This window comes from Bradyrhizobium sp. HKCCYLS1011 (genome assembly GCF_051167795.1).
Classification (GTDB): domain Bacteria; phylum Pseudomonadota; class Alphaproteobacteria; order Rhizobiales; family Xanthobacteraceae; genus Bradyrhizobium.
On record NZ_JBNPTT010000006.1, the window covers coordinates 329681 to 346668 of the forward strand.

Annotated in this window: 25 protein-coding genes; 7 read left to right on the forward strand and 18 right to left on the reverse strand. The window is 64.3% G+C overall.

All coding sequences use genetic code 11. The annotated features are described in order from the left end of the window. Positions 1 to 25 precede the first annotated feature (25 nt). Positions 26 to 307 (reverse strand): hypothetical protein, encoded by a 282-nt coding sequence (locus tag ACQR1W_RS21985; RefSeq protein ID WP_008972630.1) that lies wholly within the window; start codon positions 305 to 307, stop codon positions 26 to 28. A 219-nt stretch (positions 308 to 526) separates the two neighbouring features. After that, positions 527 to 847, reverse strand: coding sequence for a hypothetical protein (locus tag ACQR1W_RS21990; RefSeq protein WP_008972631.1), 321 nt, complete (start codon positions 845 to 847; stop codon positions 527 to 529). 739 nt (positions 848 to 1586) lie between these two features. On the opposite strand from ACQR1W_RS21990, the gene ACQR1W_RS21995 reads away from it, so the two are divergent. Next, the gene (locus ACQR1W_RS21995; protein WP_434852746.1) at positions 1587 to 1868 is read left to right on the forward strand and encodes a (2Fe-2S)-binding protein; all 282 of its coding nucleotides are present in this window, start codon (positions 1587 to 1589) and stop codon (positions 1866 to 1868) included. A gap of 135 nt (positions 1869 to 2003) precedes the next feature. Then, positions 2004 to 2492, forward strand: a complete 489-nt coding sequence (gene bfr, locus ACQR1W_RS22000; RefSeq protein ID WP_434852747.1) for a bacterioferritin — start codon at positions 2004 to 2006, stop codon at positions 2490 to 2492. Between the two features lie 141 nt (positions 2493 to 2633). Here bfr and ACQR1W_RS22005 read toward each other — a convergent pair whose 3' ends face one another. The 4 genes from ACQR1W_RS22005 to ACQR1W_RS22020 all read right to left on the reverse strand — a co-directional run bounded on the left by ACQR1W_RS22005 (position 2634) and on the right by ACQR1W_RS22020 (position 5077). Beyond that, positions 2634 to 3239: an MSMEG_1061 family FMN-dependent PPOX-type flavoprotein gene (locus ACQR1W_RS22005; RefSeq protein ID WP_434852748.1), complete on the reverse strand. Its 606-nt coding sequence runs from the start codon at positions 3237 to 3239 to the stop codon at positions 2634 to 2636. Positions 3240 to 3312: 73 nt separating this feature from the next. Then, positions 3313 to 3666: a hypothetical protein gene (locus ACQR1W_RS22010; RefSeq protein WP_434852749.1), complete on the reverse strand. Its 354-nt coding sequence runs from the start codon at positions 3664 to 3666 to the stop codon at positions 3313 to 3315. A gap of 20 nt (positions 3667 to 3686) precedes the next feature. Next, on the reverse strand, positions 3687 to 4748 hold the full coding sequence (locus ACQR1W_RS22015) for an alpha/beta fold hydrolase (protein ID WP_434852750.1): 1062 nt from the start codon (positions 4746 to 4748) through the stop codon (positions 3687 to 3689). A gap of 83 nt (positions 4749 to 4831) precedes the next feature. Continuing rightward, on the reverse strand, positions 4832 to 5077 hold the full coding sequence (locus ACQR1W_RS22020; protein WP_434852751.1) for a DUF2188 domain-containing protein: 246 nt from the start codon (positions 5075 to 5077) through the stop codon (positions 4832 to 4834). Between the two features lie 117 nt (positions 5078 to 5194). Here ACQR1W_RS22020 and ACQR1W_RS22025 point away from each other — a divergent pair, with 117 nt between their 5' ends. After that, on the forward strand, positions 5195 to 5467 hold the full coding sequence (locus ACQR1W_RS22025) for a DUF2277 domain-containing protein (protein WP_434852752.1): 273 nt from the start codon (positions 5195 to 5197) through the stop codon (positions 5465 to 5467). Positions 5468 to 5536: 69 nt separating this feature from the next. Here ACQR1W_RS22025 and ACQR1W_RS22030 read toward each other — a convergent pair whose 3' ends face one another. Beyond that, on the reverse strand, positions 5537 to 6064 hold the full coding sequence (locus tag ACQR1W_RS22030) for a collagen-like protein (protein ID WP_434852753.1): 528 nt from the start codon (positions 6062 to 6064) through the stop codon (positions 5537 to 5539). Positions 6065 to 6182: 118 nt separating this feature from the next. Between ACQR1W_RS22030 and ACQR1W_RS22035 the strand changes: the two genes are divergently transcribed. Then, positions 6183 to 6464 carry a hypothetical protein gene (locus tag ACQR1W_RS22035; RefSeq protein WP_434852754.1) on the forward strand — a complete coding sequence of 94 codons (282 nt, stop codon included), beginning with the start codon at positions 6183 to 6185 and terminating at the stop codon, positions 6462 to 6464. A 30-nt stretch (positions 6465 to 6494) separates the two neighbouring features. On the opposite strand, the gene ACQR1W_RS22040 is transcribed toward ACQR1W_RS22035, so the two are convergent. Beyond that, complete coding sequence (locus tag ACQR1W_RS22040; protein WP_008972642.1) at positions 6495 to 6770, reverse strand: helix-turn-helix domain-containing protein; 276 nt, start codon at positions 6768 to 6770, stop codon at positions 6495 to 6497. 271 nt (positions 6771 to 7041) lie between these two features. Here ACQR1W_RS22040 and ACQR1W_RS22045 point away from each other — a divergent pair, with 271 nt between their 5' ends. Both ACQR1W_RS22045 and ACQR1W_RS22050 read left to right on the forward strand, forming a co-directional pair. Beyond that, a complete protein-coding gene (locus ACQR1W_RS22045) occupies positions 7042 to 7527 on the forward strand; it encodes a J domain-containing protein (RefSeq protein WP_434852755.1) in 486 nt (161 codons plus the stop codon). Positions 7528 to 7654: 127 nt separating this feature from the next. Further along, positions 7655 to 8098 carry a hypothetical protein gene (locus ACQR1W_RS22050; protein ID WP_434852756.1) on the forward strand — a complete coding sequence of 148 codons (444 nt, stop codon included), beginning with the start codon at positions 7655 to 7657 and terminating at the stop codon, positions 8096 to 8098. A gap of 304 nt (positions 8099 to 8402) precedes the next feature. On the opposite strand, the gene ACQR1W_RS22055 is transcribed toward ACQR1W_RS22050, so the two are convergent. The 7 genes from ACQR1W_RS22055 to ACQR1W_RS22085 form a co-directional block, all read right to left on the reverse strand. Beyond that, the gene (locus ACQR1W_RS22055) at positions 8403 to 8999 is read right to left on the reverse strand and encodes a mismatch-specific DNA-glycosylase (protein WP_434852757.1); all 597 of its coding nucleotides are present in this window, start codon (positions 8997 to 8999) and stop codon (positions 8403 to 8405) included. Beyond that, on the reverse strand, positions 8956 to 9450 hold the full coding sequence (locus tag ACQR1W_RS22060) for an IS1096 element passenger TnpR family protein (RefSeq protein ID WP_434852758.1): 495 nt from the start codon (positions 9448 to 9450) through the stop codon (positions 8956 to 8958). Before ACQR1W_RS22060 ends, ACQR1W_RS22055 begins: the two co-directional genes overlap by 44 nt. 203 nt (positions 9451 to 9653) lie before the next feature. Then, on the reverse strand, positions 9654 to 9935 hold the full coding sequence (locus ACQR1W_RS22065) for a hypothetical protein (RefSeq protein WP_434852759.1): 282 nt from the start codon (positions 9933 to 9935) through the stop codon (positions 9654 to 9656). A gap of 200 nt (positions 9936 to 10135) precedes the next feature. Beyond that, entirely contained in the window at positions 10136 to 10420 is a 285-nt protein-coding gene (locus ACQR1W_RS22070; protein WP_434852760.1) for a type II toxin-antitoxin system RelE/ParE family toxin, read from the reverse strand. After that, positions 10417 to 10722: a hypothetical protein gene (locus ACQR1W_RS22075; protein WP_434852761.1), complete on the reverse strand. Its 306-nt coding sequence runs from the start codon at positions 10720 to 10722 to the stop codon at positions 10417 to 10419. The genes ACQR1W_RS22070 and ACQR1W_RS22075 overlap by 4 nt, the downstream gene beginning before the upstream one ends. Before the next feature lie 63 nt (positions 10723 to 10785). Continuing rightward, positions 10786 to 11169, reverse strand: coding sequence for a RidA family protein (locus ACQR1W_RS22080; RefSeq protein WP_434852762.1), 384 nt, complete (start codon positions 11167 to 11169; stop codon positions 10786 to 10788). Between the two features lie 336 nt (positions 11170 to 11505). After that, positions 11506 to 12198 carry a glutathione S-transferase C-terminal domain-containing protein gene (locus ACQR1W_RS22085; protein WP_434852763.1) on the reverse strand — a complete coding sequence of 231 codons (693 nt, stop codon included), beginning with the start codon at positions 12196 to 12198 and terminating at the stop codon, positions 11506 to 11508. Between the two features lie 287 nt (positions 12199 to 12485). On the opposite strand from ACQR1W_RS22085, the gene ACQR1W_RS22090 reads away from it, so the two are divergent. Then, a complete protein-coding gene (locus tag ACQR1W_RS22090) occupies positions 12486 to 13043 on the forward strand; it encodes an HD domain-containing protein (RefSeq protein ID WP_434852764.1) in 558 nt (185 codons plus the stop codon). Between the two features lie 103 nt (positions 13044 to 13146). Here the strand turns inward: ACQR1W_RS22090 and thiC are convergent, their stop codons facing one another. The 3 genes from thiC to ACQR1W_RS22105 form a co-directional block, all read right to left on the reverse strand. Then, positions 13147 to 15045 (reverse strand): phosphomethylpyrimidine synthase ThiC, encoded by a 1899-nt coding sequence (gene thiC / locus ACQR1W_RS22095; RefSeq protein ID WP_434852765.1) that lies wholly within the window; start codon positions 15043 to 15045, stop codon positions 13147 to 13149. Positions 15046 to 15307: 262 nt separating this feature from the next. Further along, complete coding sequence (locus ACQR1W_RS22100) at positions 15308 to 15916, reverse strand: thiamine phosphate synthase (RefSeq protein ID WP_434852766.1); 609 nt, start codon at positions 15914 to 15916, stop codon at positions 15308 to 15310. Further along, positions 15903 to 16685: a thiazole synthase gene (locus tag ACQR1W_RS22105; protein WP_434852767.1), complete on the reverse strand. Its 783-nt coding sequence runs from the start codon at positions 16683 to 16685 to the stop codon at positions 15903 to 15905. Before ACQR1W_RS22105 ends, ACQR1W_RS22100 begins: the two co-directional genes overlap by 14 nt. Positions 16686 to 16988: the final 303 nt, after the last annotated feature.

The following is a 16988-nucleotide window of genomic DNA, read 5'->3' on the forward strand; positions in this document are numbered from 1 at the left end:
GCGATCGTGTGCGATCGTCGAAAGATCAGTAGCAGACGCGAACCGGACGCACGACCCAGCCGTAGCCGTCCCAGTAGCGTTCACGGCGCCAGTAGCACGGCGGAGGAGCCGGAGGCGGAGCCTCGACATAGACGGGCCCGCCATAGGCCGGACGGCTCGAGGCGATAGCACCGCCGATCAGCGCGCCGCCGATCAGGCCGGCCGCAACACCCGCACCGACGTCGCCAGCCTTGGCAGCAGGCGCGGTCACGGTCATCGAACCGGCGATAGTGGCAACCGCCACCACGGCGGTCAGGATCATCTTCATCTTCCGCGATCTCCTCGAGGAGGCGCCGATACGGCGCCGGGTTAGAGTGACTCACACGCTCGACCAGGGATTGGCAATTTCGCAAGAAAACACGCGAATCTGTCAACCGATCGTAAACTTCGGCGGCTAGGTGCGCCGGAAAAACGGTAATTTTGCGCCATCACACAGGACGCTATCCGAAATCCGGCGAACCCCCAGCGATTTAATGAAGGTGAACGGTCACTCGCACACCCGGACGCGCCGCACGCGCCAGACATAGCCGTCCCAGAATCGCTGCCGCTGCCAATAGCAGGCGTAACCGGGATCTGCGACATAGGCGGGACCGCCCCCGTAATAATAGGGGCCGGGCGCGTAATAGCCTGGGCCGTAGTAATAGGGGCTGCTGCCGGCGGCAATGGCGCCGCCCACGATCGCGCCACCGATCAGTCCGGCGGCGACGCCCGCGGCAACGCGACCACCTCCGGCTTGGGCCGGCGCAGGTGCCGTGGCCGCAGTGGCCAGCGCGGCGGTGGCGACCAGGGCCGTGAGTGTCTTCTTCATGACCGTACCTTTCTCACAGGTCTTCAGGCGGAAAGACCGTCCCGGAGGCAAACTTCCACATTCTGCTTGAATGTTCAATGAACGGGCAGCCTCCATAGGACGACCCAGAGTCGGAATTGGTTCGATCATGGCGTTTGGAATGCCAGGGGCAGGGCGGGACAGAGCATGACCAGCGCCATGAGCGTCGTTGTCGCCGTCGGATTGACCTCGGTATTTTGCTACGTCCTGATCGTGCGGGCAGACCGACAACGGGCCCGGCGGCGGGCTGGCGGCGATATATCCAGCTCTGACGGAGGCTCTTCGTCGGACAATGGCTTCAGCCTGGGAGGCTGGTTCAGTCATTCTGCTACCGACAGCATGGGTAACCCAATCGACGGCGGCGGCTCGGACGGTGGCAGCGACGGCGGGGGAGGAGATGGAGGCGGCGGGGGAGATGGCGGCGGCGACTAGCTCCCGACCTCGGCGGCAAATCCCCATAACGTGGACCAGTCTTGCCGCGTCGTCGCAAATGCCGTCATTCCGGAGCAGCCCAGACAAGGGGGCGGGTGCGCAGCGATGGTATCGATTTCCGGCCTCCAACGGAGGCCGCTGCTTGTTTGATCTATAACAACAGGTCTTGCTTAGATTCATTCTAGGTTGCGTTGGCAGTTTGGAATCGCTTCAAAAGATGTGTTTTGCCTTTGCGCCAGGCGGCACGGATCACTATCGATGAGTGGCATCTTCGAGATTGGCCGTTTCAATGATTGTCTGCTCCTGCAACGTCATCAGTGACCACGACATCCGCCAAGCCGTGAAAACGGCCGACGAGCTGCCGCGCAGTCCCAAGCAGGTTTACGGCTGCCTCGGCTGCAGCGCGGAATGCGGCCGCTGCGCACGCACCATCAAGACGATCATTGACGAGGCGCTGGGCCCCTGTGCACGCGCCTGCAACGCCGGCTGTCAGCACCGCCAGGATCATGCCCATTCGGCGGCCAGCTCCGTCGAGGACGTTCAGAGCCGTTTCGCCCTGGCCGCTTGCTGAACGAGGTCGGTCCGCCCGAGCCTCAAACCAGCCCTCAACCCATCCTTTCGCGTCGAAGACGCACGAACAGGGTCGTCTCGGTCCGACGAACCTGTTATGGAGCGAGCCGCGGCGTCTAACTTTCGGAGCACATCAATGCAGGGCGACCCTAAGGTCATCGAATATCTCAACAAGGGGCTGCGGAGCGAACTGACGGCCATCAACCAATACTGGCTGCATTACCGCCTGCTGCAGAACTGGGGTCTCTTGGAGATGGCCAAGGTCTGGCGCAAGGAATCGATCGAGGAGATGAATCACGCGGACCGCTTCACCGACCGCATCATCTTCCTGGACGGCTTCCCGAACATGCAGGTGCTCGATCCCTTGCGGATCGGCCAGAACGTGAAGGAGATCATCGAGTGCGATCTCGCCGCCGAGGTTGCGGCGCGCGCGCTTTATCAGGAAGCCGCGACCTATTGCCACGGGGTCAAGGACTACGTGACGCGTGATCTGTTCGAGGATCTGATGAAGGACGAAGAGCACCACATCGACTTCCTCGAGACGCAACTCGATCTGATCGGCCGGATCGGCCTCGAGCTCTACACCCAGAAGCACGTCGGCGGTCTCGAATCCGAGCACTCCTAGGTCTGTAATGGTCGGGTGGTTTGTGATGGCCGGGCCTGCCCCGGCCGTCACACGCATTCATTCACGATACGGCAGGACGATAGTCATGTCCTGCTGTCATGTCCTGCTACGGCCGACGGCCAAGCCGTCGCGGCCGATATCTCACAGTTGAGTCCGGTAGCGGGCGTCGACGGTGTCCTGCGGTTCGGGTTCGCCGAGGCTGGTCTGGTCGTGGATGATCTCGCTGATGCTCGGTATCGCGGAGCGTTCGACCTGGGTCTCCTGCATCCATAGTTTCGAGCGCATGATCGCCTTGCCGCAGTGGAAATAGGCCTGCTCGACGGCAATGCTCAGCACCACGCGCGGCGCCTTGCCGAACTCCACCATCGCAGCAAGCAGCTCCGGCGCCGTGGTCAGCGAGCCCCGGCCGCCGACCCGCAGCATTTCGTTGATGCCAGGAATAAAGAAGATCAGCTGCAGCTGGCCGGAGCCCGCGGTGATGTTGTTGAAGCTGTCGATGCGGTTGTTGCCGGGGCGGTCCGGCATCAACAGCCGGCTGTCGCCGTCGATATGAACGAACCCCGGATGCCCGCCGCGCGGCGACGCGTCGACACTGCCGTCAGAACCTGACGTCGCGAGCACGCAGAACGGCGACATCGCGATGAATTTCTTGCTGTGCACGTCAAGCGCAGGCCGCGCTTTCGCGATCACGCGTGCGCTGGGTTCGGGAAAGATCGCGGCAAGATCCGCGGCGACGAGATCAGGCAATGTCCACCTCCGAAGCATAGTGATCCACAAAAGCTAGCAGCGCGCCGCCGACGTGCAAGACACTCGGCGCTCATCATACCGCGTCTGCGGGGACGAAGCAGCTGATGACGATGCCGCCGCGATGGTGCATGTACCACACCACGGCCTCACCAATCGGATTGCCGCGGTCGCGGATGACGGCGCGCTCGGGAACCTGCATCCATTGTCCCTCGATCGGAACCCAGTAGGTGCCATCGCGCACTTCGTAGTCCGTGCGATGGCCGTCGGCGATGTCGCAGCAGGGAACACCGTTCGGAGCGATCATGCTCTTGAACCAGGAGCGGATGTCCGGTGGCACGTTGTCGAATTGGCCATTGTCGAAGGCGAAGGCTGCCGTTCCGAGCGCCACCAGGCATATCAGCAGCGCGGCCTGCGAGAATCTCGGCATGGCAGCCTCCGTCGAAAATGTCACTCCGCCCGCTGTGGCGCGGTCGCGAGCAGCTCGCGCAATGGCTCGATGTAGAACTTCGCAGCCCCCGTCGTGAGATGGCCCCGCGTCTCGGTCGAGGCGGGGATCAGATAGATCCGGCCGTTCTTGACGCGCTTCATGGCCTCCGCGGTGACGCCGGTCTCCGGCGGATTGCGCTCATCGTCGGCCGAATTGATCAGCAGCACGCGCGCCTCGATCTTGTCGAGGTCCGGCGACGGATTGTAGTCGTGCGACGACTCCCACTGGTAGATGAAGTCGTTGGCATCGGTCGGCAGCGGCGCGGCGAGCCGCTCCTCCTCCATCTTGTCGGCCTTTGCGGCCGTCGGCGCCAGCGTCTGATAGGCCAGCGTCCCGCCCGCCGACGCAATGCCATAGGCCGTGACCGCATATTTCATCATGCGCGGCTGCGCCGTGTAGTTGCCGCCGTTGTAGTCGGGATCGTTGCGGATCGTGTCCAGCATGATCTTCCGCAGCATCCAGTTGCGCGCGGCCATCTCGGTCGGCTGGGACGCCATCGGCGCCAACGCATCTATGAAATCAGGGTGGCGCGTGCCCCAGATCCAGCTGTGCATGCCGCCCATCGAATTGCCGATCACCAGCCTGAGATGCTTGATCCGCAGTCCTTCGGTGAGCAGCCGATATTGCGCATCGACCATGTCGGCATAGTCGTAAGCCGGAAACTTTGTCTTCAGCCCATCGGATGGTTTTGACGATTTGCCGTGGCCGATGCTGTCGGGAATGATGATGTAATATTTCGACGCGTCGATCGGTTGATCCTTGCCGAACAGCTCGCCGGCAAAGGCCGGTGTCAGCATGCTCGCGGCCGAGCCGCCTGTGCCATGCAACACCAGCACCGGCTGGCCGGTCGGCTCGCCCACGGTCACATAATGCAGCCGCAGCTCCGGCAGGGTCTCGCCGGTGTGAAACTTGAAATCCTTGGCGACGAAGTCGCCTTCCTTCGGTGCCGGATAGTCGCCGGCCAGCGCCGCCATCGAGCTCAGCAGCAACGCCGTCGCGGCGGCGATCATCGATCGTGTCATGTTCATCTCCCCGGATCCGCGCGCTCTGGTGGCGTGCGTTGCCCCAGATTAGCACGGAACCGTCAGGCAGCCGAAAGCACGATTTATGGCCGGTCCTCGACCTCGGTCTCGGGACGGTCTTCGCCCGATGCCGTTTCGCTGTGCCATTTTCCGTCCGCAGTCTCGTATTCGATCGCTTCGGTCCGGCCTGGCACGCGCTGCTCCGCGGCGGCGCGCTTGGCGGCGGCGAGCGCCTCAGCATGGGACGGAAAACTCTCTGAAAAGGCGCCGTCGACCGTATAGGCCCAACCGCCGTCATGCTCGACGATCCGATAGGTCACGTGTGTCATCGATGGGCTCGCTTTCTTCATGCTGATGGTCTGGTGTAATGGCTGCCATTGTAGACCAAAATGGCCTCAGATGGCCGATGTGTTCGACTGTGGGAACCATACGAGCGGAGGAACCGAATGTGCCGGAACATCAAGACGCTGTTCAATTTCGAGCCGCCGGCGACGGAGGACGAGATCCAGGCTTCGGCACTTCAATTCGTCCGCAAGCTGTCCGGCTTCAATAAGCCCTCGCAAGCCAACGAGGCGGCATTCGAGCTGGCCGTGCAGGAGGTCTCGGACGCGGCGCGGCGGCTGCTCGCCTCGCTGCACACCCAGGCGCCGCCGCGCGATCGGGCCACCGAGGCCGCCAAGGCAAAGGAACGATCGCAGGCGAGATTCGCGGGCCGCTGACAAGGGAGCTGACACTGGTGCCTTTGTCGGGATCACCGGACCGAGATCGGCGGGACAGGCGCCGCGACCTCACAACGCGTCGTCGTCGTGTCGATGCTTCTTGTGCTTCTTCTTTTTCTTGTCTTTCTTCTTCTTGTGATGCTGCTCGTCCTCGAGGTGCGGATCGTCATCCTCGAAGGCATCTTCGAGCGCTTCATCATGTTCGGTGGCTGCAAAGATGTCGCGCACCGCAAGCTGCGCAGCGTCGCGCTCATGGGCCTCGCGATCGTGCGTCCGTTTGTACTCTTCGTAGGCCTCGAACAGCTGATGCAGCCACGGCATGATCTGATCGATCGTCGGCAGCGTCCCCGGCGGGCCCTGCTCGCCACGTGGTCCTTGGGGACCGGCCGGCCCCTGCGGCCCGATCGGGCCCGGCTTTCCGGGAGGCCCAGCCTCGCCGCGCGATCCCTGATGACCGGGCTTGCCTTGCAGGCCGGGCTTGCCGTCCGGCCCCGGCTTGCCGCGCTGTCCATCCGGTCCGCGTCGTCCTGGCTGCCCTTGCGGTCCTCGTGGACCCGCAGGCCCCTGATATCTCCGACTCGCCGGATTTCGCGCCACGCGTACAGCTCCTGATTCGCACGCGAGCCTAGCAGACGCACAACGAAGCCAGCAATTGCGCGCGCCGGCCCTCCCTGATTGATCAACATCAATCGGCCGCTCGTGCGGATGTCGTGAGATGAAGCGCCGGTTCGGAAGGAGGGGGCGCGCCATGCAGGCGGGGTGGCGACTGGTCGGGCTCGCCGTGATCATCTTCGGCGTCGCGTTTGCGGTCGAGCGGCTGCTTGTGCCCGATATCGTGCCTGTCGGTTATGCAGACGAGCCACAGCCCTCGTGGGCGGTCGAGATCGCTTTCGTGCTGCGCACCATCGAACTGATGGCCGCCCAGGTCGCGCTGATCGCGGCGGCCGTTATGGTGGCCGTCGTCGCGCGGCGCTGTTTACGGCGCCGCGCGCTCTGAGGCGAATGTCCGGCATTCCATACCAGGGGATTACGCCCCGTAGGCGGGCACTTCGACGCCATCGGCGACAAAGACCCTGATCTTGTTCCGCAAGGTGCGCACGGGCATGCCGAGCAGTCTGGCGGCATGGGTGCGGTTACCGTTGCAGCGTGCAAGCGTCTGCACGATCAATTCGCGCTCGACCTCCGACAGCGGCGTTCCGATCAGTAGCGGAACGACCGAGGTCGCGGGCCGGGCTTCCGGCATGATCGAGCCGGACTCGACGGTAAATGGGCTTGCGGCATGCTGTGTGAATTCGTGTGACATTACTCCTCCCGATCAACGCTCCGCGGCATCGGCGCGGAAAACATCGAGACCCAACTGAACACCCAGCCCGTAAAACACCGTGGTCCGACAAGGTTAACAGGACCTTAATGTGGGCCGGTCAATGCACGGAAAACGGGAAAAATCCCGAAATTGCCACGGTTTGGCGAAATCGCCGACGCATTTCGGCGCGCTCCGGGGCGAAATCCAAAATTAACGGCCGCACCAGCCGACGCTTGGCAAGCGGCGGACCTCACGCCAGTGTGCCGCCGCTATGGCCGCGACCACTTCCGCAATATCGTACAAATTCGCGCTCGAACGGCTCCTGCAGGCGCCTGAGATCGACTGGCACGAGGCCGCCGAGCTGGTCTCGCAGATCGCGCGCGACAGTTCCGAGCTGACTTTGCGGCAGGCTGCGAGCCAGGCCCTGCCGATCGTCCGTGCGGCGGCGACGTCTCTGACCGATGATGGGACGGATGACGCGGCGCGGCGGCGCCTCCTCGTCGTGCTCGACGTGCTGATCGAGCTGACGGCGCCGCGTTTCGGCCGCCGCGGCATCAAGCCGAAGCCGCTCAGCCCCGACCAGCATGCCCGCAAGCTGCTGGGTCTGCCGATCGACGGTCCGCTCTCCGGTGCCGAGATTCACGGTGCCTTCCGTCGCGCCGCCAAGCTGATGCATCCGGATATGGGCGGCAGCGCAGAGGCGTTTCGCGAGCTCGCGGCCGCCCAGGACGTTCTGCTGAAGACCACGTGCGCATGAGAAAGCGCGCTGAAGCTGCGCGCGCAGCCGCATGTACTTCGCCTCGCGAGCGGCTAAATTCGGCCAAACCGATTCGCTTGGACTTTCCGCCTCATCTGTGTTGCAAAATCTTCGGAGCGTTCTTCAAATGACGATTGCATCCTTTCTTCGCGGTACGCTGCTTGCTGCGCTGACGACCGCGGCAGCTGCCGTGCTGCCCGCGACCGCGCATGCGGATGGCGGCTTCATCACGCTGACCATCTACAAGGCCGGCTGGATCATCGGCGGCTCCGGGGGCTCGGGTGTTCTGAATTTCCACGGCCGCGCCTATCCGCTCTCGACCGGCGGGCTCGACTACGGCCTCGTGTTCGGCGGCTCGCGCACCGTGCTGCGTGGCCGAGTCAGCAACATCTGGCGTCCCTCCGATGTCGAGGGCGTCTATGGTGCCGCGGGTGCAGGCCTCGCGGTCGGACGCGGCGTGCGCGGCATCGTGCTGACCAACCAGAAGGGCGCGGTGCTCGAGCTCTCCGGTGAGCAGATCGGCCTGCTCGCCAATGTCGACCTCTCGGGGCTCGCGATTTCGATGCGGTAGAGCATGATCCGGAAAGTGCGAAGCGGTTTTCCCTCGCGACAAACGCGGAACGCGTTTGCGCGGAGATCATGCTCAAACAATAACCTAAAGCGCGATGACGATTCATCCGAATCTCATCGCGCTTTAGGGCGCGGTCTGGGTGCGAGCTGCTTCAACGCGCAGACCTGTCATGCTCCGCCCCCGGTTAGCGCGTAGCGCCGCCCGAGGACAGGCTCCGGCGGAGCATCCAGTACGCCGCGCTCCTCGGTTGATCGCTGCGCCCCTAGAAGAGTGGGCGACTGGTCGGAGCATGACGGGCCTGCTGCTAGGGCCCGGCCACATGCGCCGCGAGCTCCAGCCATGGCGCAAGCGTCCACGCGCCTGACGCGGCGCCCGAAGGTGACGCGAGCACGAAGATGTCCGGGACATCATCCTGCCGCGGCTGCCGGCCGAGCGTGATCCGCGTCGTCGGGCGGCCGTAGAACAGGCTCGCGGCCTTCTTGCTGGTGAAGGCGACCGTGCGCGGACGATACCGCCGCATCTTCGCCGTGAACGCATCGACATCGACGCCAGCCTGCAGCGCGACATGGTCCATGCCGGCGCCGTGCTTGCACAGATCGGTGAAGCCGATGCCGAGCTTTATGAGTTCGGGGAATTCATGCGGCTGATACAGCCGCGGCGTCAGGCCTGTGGCGTGCAGCGTGCGCCAGAAACGGTTGCCGGGATGGGCGTAATAGTGGCCGGTCGCGGCCGAGCGTTCGCTGGCCGCGGTGCCGACGAAGACGAGGCGCAGGTCTGGTACGAGCTGGTCAGGCAACCGGTGTTGCCCGTTGGCGCCGGCCTGCCCGGGCGCACCACTCACGATTGTCCGATCTTGATCACGTCGCCGGGCTGTAACTTGGTCCGAAGCGCGATGCATCATCATCCTCGTCGTGGTCCGGCTCGGGATATTGCTCGGGCGCCTTGCCTTTGGCCGCGATCACGCGCGGATAGCGCGTCTTCGGCTGCTTGGTCCCGGTGGCCTTCAGCGTGATCCGGAACAGCCAGTCGTCGCCATAGTCGAACAGGAACAGGAGCGTATGGCCGACCTCGGGGAAGGCCGTCGCAATCCGCGTCTTCTCGACCCCGAGCACGCCCGCGTCAGCCTCGCCGATGTCGGCAAACAGCTCATATTGCGGATGGACCACCTTGATCTTCGACAGCGTCAGTCCGGTGTAGAAGCCGAAGGCGTGGTCGAAGTCGAAGCCGAATGCCTGCACGATGGCTTCAGCCAGCCGGTGCAGCGATTTGGTCGGATCGATCTCGATATCCCGATAGACGGAGCGGCCACCGTCGAGCGCGGCGTGGAGGACGAACGTCTCGGTCTGAGCCATGCCGATCTCCCACGGGCGAGCAGCAGGATGACGCCCTGGGTCGAGCATATACGGCCGGGACGGCGCCGGCGAGGGCGGACGCTCCCGGCAGCCGCGATTGTCCCCATCTCATGATCCAGGGCGCTGTTTGCGGCTCGCCATGAATCAGGCGACCGCCGAGTGGCGGCGATCGCCCGGACCGCGAATGTCGGGTGATGGTGCCCTTAGAAGAAGCAGCGGCGCTCGTCGCGCAGCTTGAGCTGGATCGTTGATGCTTCGCTGAACGTGGGCACCGGCTGCGAGATCACCTTGTAGGTCGAGGGCCATTCGACCGGCTTGGACTGCAAGTCGGTGTTCCAGATCTGGCAGATGCCGGTGTTCTCCCAGCGGATCACGTAGTAACCGGACGCCGGCGCGGGCGCGGCGTGCCGAGGCACGGCCAGCGCCGGCGCGACGGAAGCCGCAGCGATACCGGCGGCGGCAGCGAGAGTGGTCAGGCGACGCATCGGAAATCTCCCCTCACGAAACAGAGCCCCAGCCGCCGCGGCGGATCAGGCCTGCGGCAGCGCCGATCCATTCTTTTGCGAACCGGCCCCGGACTCCTGCGACAAAAGCGCGCTGCTGGCAAGGCGACGATGGCACCGCTCACGGCGATGTCAGGGGAAGGCGGTGGAGACGGTTGCGGCCGGTGATTTGGGGCCGGGGGTCAATGGCGCGCCTCCCGCCCATGCCAGATGCGTGTGATCAGAATGTCGCTTGTCGCAGGAAGCAGCACGTAGCGCACGACGTATCCTGACGTTCCGAACCGGACGACGAGCTGGCGAATATCGGGATCATCGGTGCGGTGTCCTCGATTTGGATGGTCCTGCAAGCTCTCGATTGTCGTGAACAGCACGACCATTGCGCGCCGCGCTGCGCCGGGATTGATCTGATCGAGAAAGGATCGCAGTCGGACGATGTCGTCGCGGGCATCCTCCGAAAAGATAATCATCTGGTCTTGCGGGATAAAGGAGGTGGAAGTTCCTCTGCGGTGTCCCAACTCGCGACCCACGCCTTGATGTCGTCGAACGTGACACCCTTTCCCGTCGCAAGGTACTGGTCCAGCCGGCGACGATCCTCTACGACGTCAGGGCTTGCGAGATCGACAACGGAGTCCAGCAGCGCGACAGCGTCCGCGAGCACCGTGGCGACATCCTGCCCCCGCTCGGCCGCGATTTCGGCGAGGCGGGCGTCGGTGTCGGCGTCGATCTCGATCGTGCGGCGGACGAGGTTCATGGAGGAAAAGATAGTCACTCGGGTGAGGCTTGTCGAGCGGTGAAACCCGTCCTCCAGAACGCCTCCGCGCGCATGCGAACCTCACGTCACGACCGCCGCGACGCCCTCGATCTCGATCAGCATTTTCGGATCGGGCAGCGCGGCGACCACGCAAGTGGTGCGCGCGGGATAGGGCGCCGGCCCGAAGGCCTCGGCATAGAGCTTGTTCATGGTCGCGACGTCGGAGGCGCGGGTCAGTAGCACGTTGACCTTGACCAGGTCGCGCATCGTTGCGCCGGCCTCCGTGAGCACGCGCGCGAAGTTGGTCACGACATTGGCGAACTGCGCCTCGAAGCCGTCGGGCAGCGCGCCTTGCGCGTCGAAGCCGGGAATGCCGGAGATGAAGACGAGATCGCCGAAGCGGGTGCCGAACGACAGCGGCGGCGCTTTGACGTGCGGTGGAGCGGGGATGTGGTGCATGGGCATGGAGACCTCTGGCTGTTTCGGAAACTGGTCGAGGATATCGCAAATCTGCTTGGGGCGGTGAGCAGAGGCGCGTCCGCGACAATGCTTCCGCGAACGCGATGAATGGACGCGCCGTGCGCGCCAGTTACGGATATTGTTGCCAATGGTGGGGCACGCGCTGCGTCAGGCCAGGCAAAGCATCGTCGCGACGCGCGCTTTGCCACCTCGCACCTGCCTCCGTCATTGCGAGCGGAGCGAGACAATCGAGGGCCGCGCAACGATACTGGATTGCTTCGGCGCTTCGCGCCTCGCAAATGGCGGGATCGAGAGGCGATCTCATGATCGTCCCGGTCTGACTTACCCACTAACCATCGCGTGGATCGCCTCGCAATGGCGCACCAGGTTGGGATGCGCTGAGACGAACGCCTGCAGCGGTGTTTCAATCGGATAGAAGTGGATGTTGGCAATGAAGCCGTAGATGCCGGCATCCAAGCTGGTCGGCGCCGGGCCGTACACATAGCTCCGTGTGGGAACGATCTCGGCGAGCACCTGGAGGTCGGCCAAACCACGCGCATAGGCCTGGTCCGGCGTGTAGCGGCCGATACCCTGATAGTAATAGCGCTGCGCGTTGTAGTCCCTGGCCTTGTCAAGGCTGGCGGCATCAAGCTGCGAATGCTGTGCCACGAAGGCATCGCGGAACAGCGGGTAATATCGGTCGTCCTTCCAGCGCGAATAGGACATCACCCAATAGAGGTCGTCGAGCATGCGCGTGACCAGATGGTTGATGCGGCGCTTTGCAGGCGTGAGCGCGGCGTCGATGGTCAGGCCGTGCTTGTCGGTGAGATGCGCGATGATCACGTCGGAGTCGCCGATGGTCTCGCCGTCTTCGACGATGTAGGGCAACTGCCCGCGCGGCGCGGCCGAGGCGTCGAACAGGTGTTCGTGCACAAAGGGGACGCCCGCGAGCTTGAGGAAGGCAAACACCTTCAGCCCGTAGCCGTTGTTGTCGGCGACGCCGAAGAGAGGCGGGTAAGAATAGAGCGTGAGCATAGGACGAATTCCGGGGTGAATGGAATGCGTTGAAGTGATGCTCATCACGCAGCGTTCGATGCGAACATCGCGATGCTACCTTAGTCCGTAGGACAAGTGAAGCCGTACTTGTCAGAGTCAATGAGATCCGGGGCGCCGCCACCGGGCGAAGCGTCGGACCGCCTGAGCAACGTACGAAGCCGGATACTGCGAAAGGGACAGGGTTGCAAGCTTGGCTGTGGCAGCGCGGGTTCGGGCGCTGCTTCTGCTTGCACACCGGATGAACGCACCGTGATATAAGCATCCTCATGACCCGTGCAGAACTTGTCGCTGCCTATGCGGCGCCAGGCCGTCACTATCACAATCTGGCCCATGTCGAGGACTGTCTCGGCCTGCTTGCGCGCGCTGACGATCTGTCGGCGGCCGAGCGCGCGATCCTGACCGAGGCGATCTGGTGGCACGATGTCGTCTATGACCCGACGCGGTCGGACAATGAGGAGCTGAGCGCGCGCCTTGCCGAACAGTGTCTCGCTGCCGACATCGGCGGAGAGGTGGGCCGCCTGATCCGCCTGACCAGGACTCACCAGGTCGAACCCGATGACAGGCTTGGTGCCATCCTGATCTCGATCGATCTCAGCATATTGGGGTCCGAGCCGTCGCGGTACGACGCCTACGCCGCGGCGATCCGCGAGGAATTCGCCCACGTGTCCGACCAGGCCTATCGGGCGGGCCGAGCCGACGTACTCCGGCGCTTCGCCGCGCGGCCGGCGATATTTCCGGATGCGGCGTTCGCAGAGATCTACGAGCGGCGAGCGCGGGACAATCTGGCCCGCGAATTGGCGTCGCTGCAGGAAGGCCATGAATGAAGAAGCCGGGCTTCTGCCCGGCTTCTGATGGATGGCCGGGTCATCCCCGATCACGTCGAGGACAGGCGCCCGGCCATGACGGTGGAGAGAGCTGAGTAGCGCCTTACAGCGCCTTGTTGCTCTCCTTGACCTTCTCTGCGTCGAGATAGACGCTTCCGCCCATTTCCTTGAACTTGGCGCTCATCTGCGCCATGCCGTCCTCGATCTGGCCGGAGATTGACATGCCGACCGAAGCCGGGTCGTTCAAGGTCGCCGCGTAGTCGCGTACGTCCTGCGTGATCTTCATCGAGCAGAATTTCGGCCCGCACATCGAGCAGAAATGCGCGATCTTGTGCGCTTCCTTCGGCAGGGTCTCGTCGTGGAAGCTCTTCGCGGTGTCCGGATCGAGGCCGAGGTTGAACTGGTCGGTCCAGCGGAATTCGAACCGGGCGCGGGACAGCGCGTCATCGCGGAGCTGCGCCGCCGGGTGGCCCTTGGCGAGATCGGCGGCGTGGGCCGCGATCTTGTAGGTGATGACGCCGGTCTTGACGTCGTTGCGATCGGGCAGGCCGAGATGCTCCTTCGGCGTCACGTAGCAGAGCATGGCGCAGCCGAACCAGCCGATCATCGCCGCGCCGATCCCTGAGGTGATGTGGTCGTAGCCCGGGGCGATGTCGGTCGTCAGCGGCCCAAGCGTATAGAACGGCGCCTCGCCGCACTCCTTGAGCTGCTTGTCCATGTTGATCTTGATCTTGTGCATCGGCACGTGGCCGGGGCCTTCGATCATGACCTGGCAGCCCTTGGCCCAGGCGATCTTGGTCAATTCGCCCAGCGTCTCCAATTCCGCAAATTGCGCGCGGTCGTTGGCATCCGCAATCGAGCCCGGACGCAGGCCGTCGCCGAGCGAGAACGAGACGTCATACTTGCGCATGATGTCGCAGATCTCCTCGAAATGGGTGTAGAGGAAGCTCTCCTTGTGATGCGCGAGGCACCACTTCGCCATGATCGAGCCGCCGCGCGAGACGATGCCGGTGACGCGGTTGGCGGTAAGGTGGATGTAGGCGAGGCGCACACCGGCGTGGATGGTAAAATAGTCGACGCCCTGTTCGCACTGCTCGATCAAGGTGTCCTTGTAGAGCTCCCAGGTCAGCGCGACCGGATCGCCGTTGCACTTCTCCAGCGCCTGGTAGATCGGCACGGTGCCGATCGGCACCGGTGCGTTGCGCAGGATCCATTCGCGGGTGGTGTGGATGTTGCGCCCCGTTGAGAGGTCCATCACGGTGTCGGCGCCCCAGCGGATCGCCCACACCATCTTGTCTACTTCTTCCTCGACCGAGGAGGTCACCGCCGAGTTGCCGATATTGGCGTTGATCTTGGTCAGGAAGTTGCGGCCGATGATCATCGGCTCCAACTCGGCGTGGTTGATGTTGGAGGGGATGATGGCCCGTCCCCGCGCGATCTCGTCGCGCACGAACTCGGGCGTGATGAAGGCGGGCACTGACGCTCCAAAGCTCTCGCCATCGGCGAGTGCGGCTTCGGCGCGCTCCAGCTGCTTCTTGCGGCCGAGATTCTCACGCTCGGCGACGTAGATCATCTCCTTGGTGATGATGCCGGCGCGGGCGAATTCGAGCTGGGTCACCTTGTGGCCGTCGAGCCCGCGCAGCGGCTTGTGATAGGCCGAGAAGGCGCGCGCGGCATGGTCCGCGCCGACATTGCCGTTGTCTTCCGGCTTGATGATGCGGCCATCATATTGCTCGACGCCGCCGCGCTCGAGCACCCAGGCCTGGCGGTTGCGGGCAAGGCCGGCATTGACGTCGATCGTGACATCAGGGTCGGTGTAGGGACCGGAGGTGTCGTAGACCGGCAGGTTCGGCTCGGCAGCGGCGTCCGAGAGGATGATCTCGCGCAAGGGAACGCGCAGCTCGGGCGCTGCGTCCGGCGCCGCATAGATCTTGCGCGAGGAGGGCAGAGGACCGGTGGTGACGGCGGGCACTGTGCTGTCAGGATTGGAGCGGATGTTCATGGAGTCCTCCTACTCGTTATGGGCGTTTCGTTGCGGAGCCGCGATGTGCGGAGGCCGGGTGATTGTTGTGTGAGGGACGGACGCTGCCAGCGCTCCCTCCGCCCGTGCGGGGGAGGGTTGGGGTGGGGGGTAACTACACGGACGGTCTTCGTGTGGACCCCCACCCCCGACCCCTCCCCGCAAGGGGGAGGGGGGTACACCGTGCTTGTGGCTGGCTTTCGCGTCCACTCACTGTCAGACGCATTCGCAAAAACTGGGCGCATTACGCCGTCTCCGCGGTCAGTTCGAGCCAGGCGCGCACGCGCGCGTCGGGATCGGGGTTCTGCGTGACGTCGGAGACGACGGCGATGGAATCGGCGCCGGCGGCGAAGATGTCGGCGGCCTGCTCCAGCTTGATGCCGCCGATCGCGACGAGCGGAATGTTGCCGATGCGCCGCTTCCACTCGGTGATCTTCGGAATGCCCTGCGGCGCGAAGCGCATCGATTTCAGCGTAGTCGGGAAGATCGGCCCGAGCGCGATGTAGTCCGGCTCGGCGGCCAGCGCGGTCGCGAGTTCTTCGTCGTCATGGGTCGAGAGGCCGAGCGTCAGCCCCGCCTGCCTGATCGCTACGACGTCGGCGTCGGCCAGATCCTCCTGGCCGAGATGGAGATGCTCGGCGCCGGCGACAACCGCGGCGCGCCAGTAGTCGTTCACGATCAGCTTGGTCTTGGTGCCCTTGGTGATGGCGAGCGCGTCGGTGACGATCTGGAGCGCCTCGCCGTCATTGAGGTTCTTGGCGCGCAGCTGCACCGTGCCGACCCCGAGCTTGGTCAGGCGCTCGACCCAGGCGAGCGAGTCGACAACCGGGTAAAATCGATCAGGAAACGGCATGCCAGAACGGGGTCCCAACGACAGGGGTGGAGGGCGAGGCGAAGTCGCGGGCGTCCATCAGCCCGGCCTCACAGGCGGTGCGGCCGGCCTCACAGCCGAGCCGGAAGGCGCGCGCCATCGCCACCGGATCAGCGGCTTTGGCGATCGCCGTGTTGAGCAGCACGGCGTCATAGCCGAGCTCGAAGGCCTCAGCCGCGTGGCTCGGTGCGCCGAGGCCGGCGTCGACCACCAGAGTGATGTCGGGCAGCCGGTCGCGCAGCAGCTTGAGCGCGTCGCGGTTGATGATGCCCTTTGCACTGCCGATCGGCGCCGCCCAGGGCATCACCACCTTGCAGCCGGCATCGACCAGCCTTGTGGCGACGGAGAGATCCTCGGTGCAATAAGGAAAAACCTCGAAGCCGTCCGTGCTGAGGATGTTGGCGGCTTCGACCAGGCCGACCACGTCGGGCTGTAGCGTATCGTTGTCGGCGATGACCTCGAGCTTGATCCAGCTTGTGCCAAACAATTCCCGCGCGAGCTTGGCCGTGGTGACTGCTTCGCGCACGCTGCGGCAGCCGGCGGTGTTCGGCAGCACGGTGACGTCGAGCTCGCGCACCAGCTTCCAGAATGCATCGCCGGTCTTGCCGCCAGCGGATTCGCGCCGCAGCGACACCGTGACGATCTGCGCCCCCGAGGCGCGGATCGCATCCTGCATGATCGCAGGTGAGGGATAGAGCGCCGTGCCGATCAGGAGGCGGGAGGTGAAGGTCTTGTCGTAGAAGGTCACCATGGGAATAGTCTCTCCCCGAATGAGCCGGTCATCCCCGCGGAAGCGCGGATCCAGTATTCCAGAGGCGGTTCGGTCAAATCGATGGGCCGCGGCGTACTGGATCGCCCGGTCAAGCCGGGCGATGACAGCGGTGAGTGGAGCGCATGCGATGATGTGCTGGACGCAGCCCCACGACGGATGTCGTCCCGGCGAACGCCGGGACCCATACCGCGTGATGTCGCGAGCGGGCAGAGTGGCAGATATCCAGCGTTACGACGCTGGCCGGTGGCTATGGGTCCCCGCGTTCGCGGGGACGACAGTTGA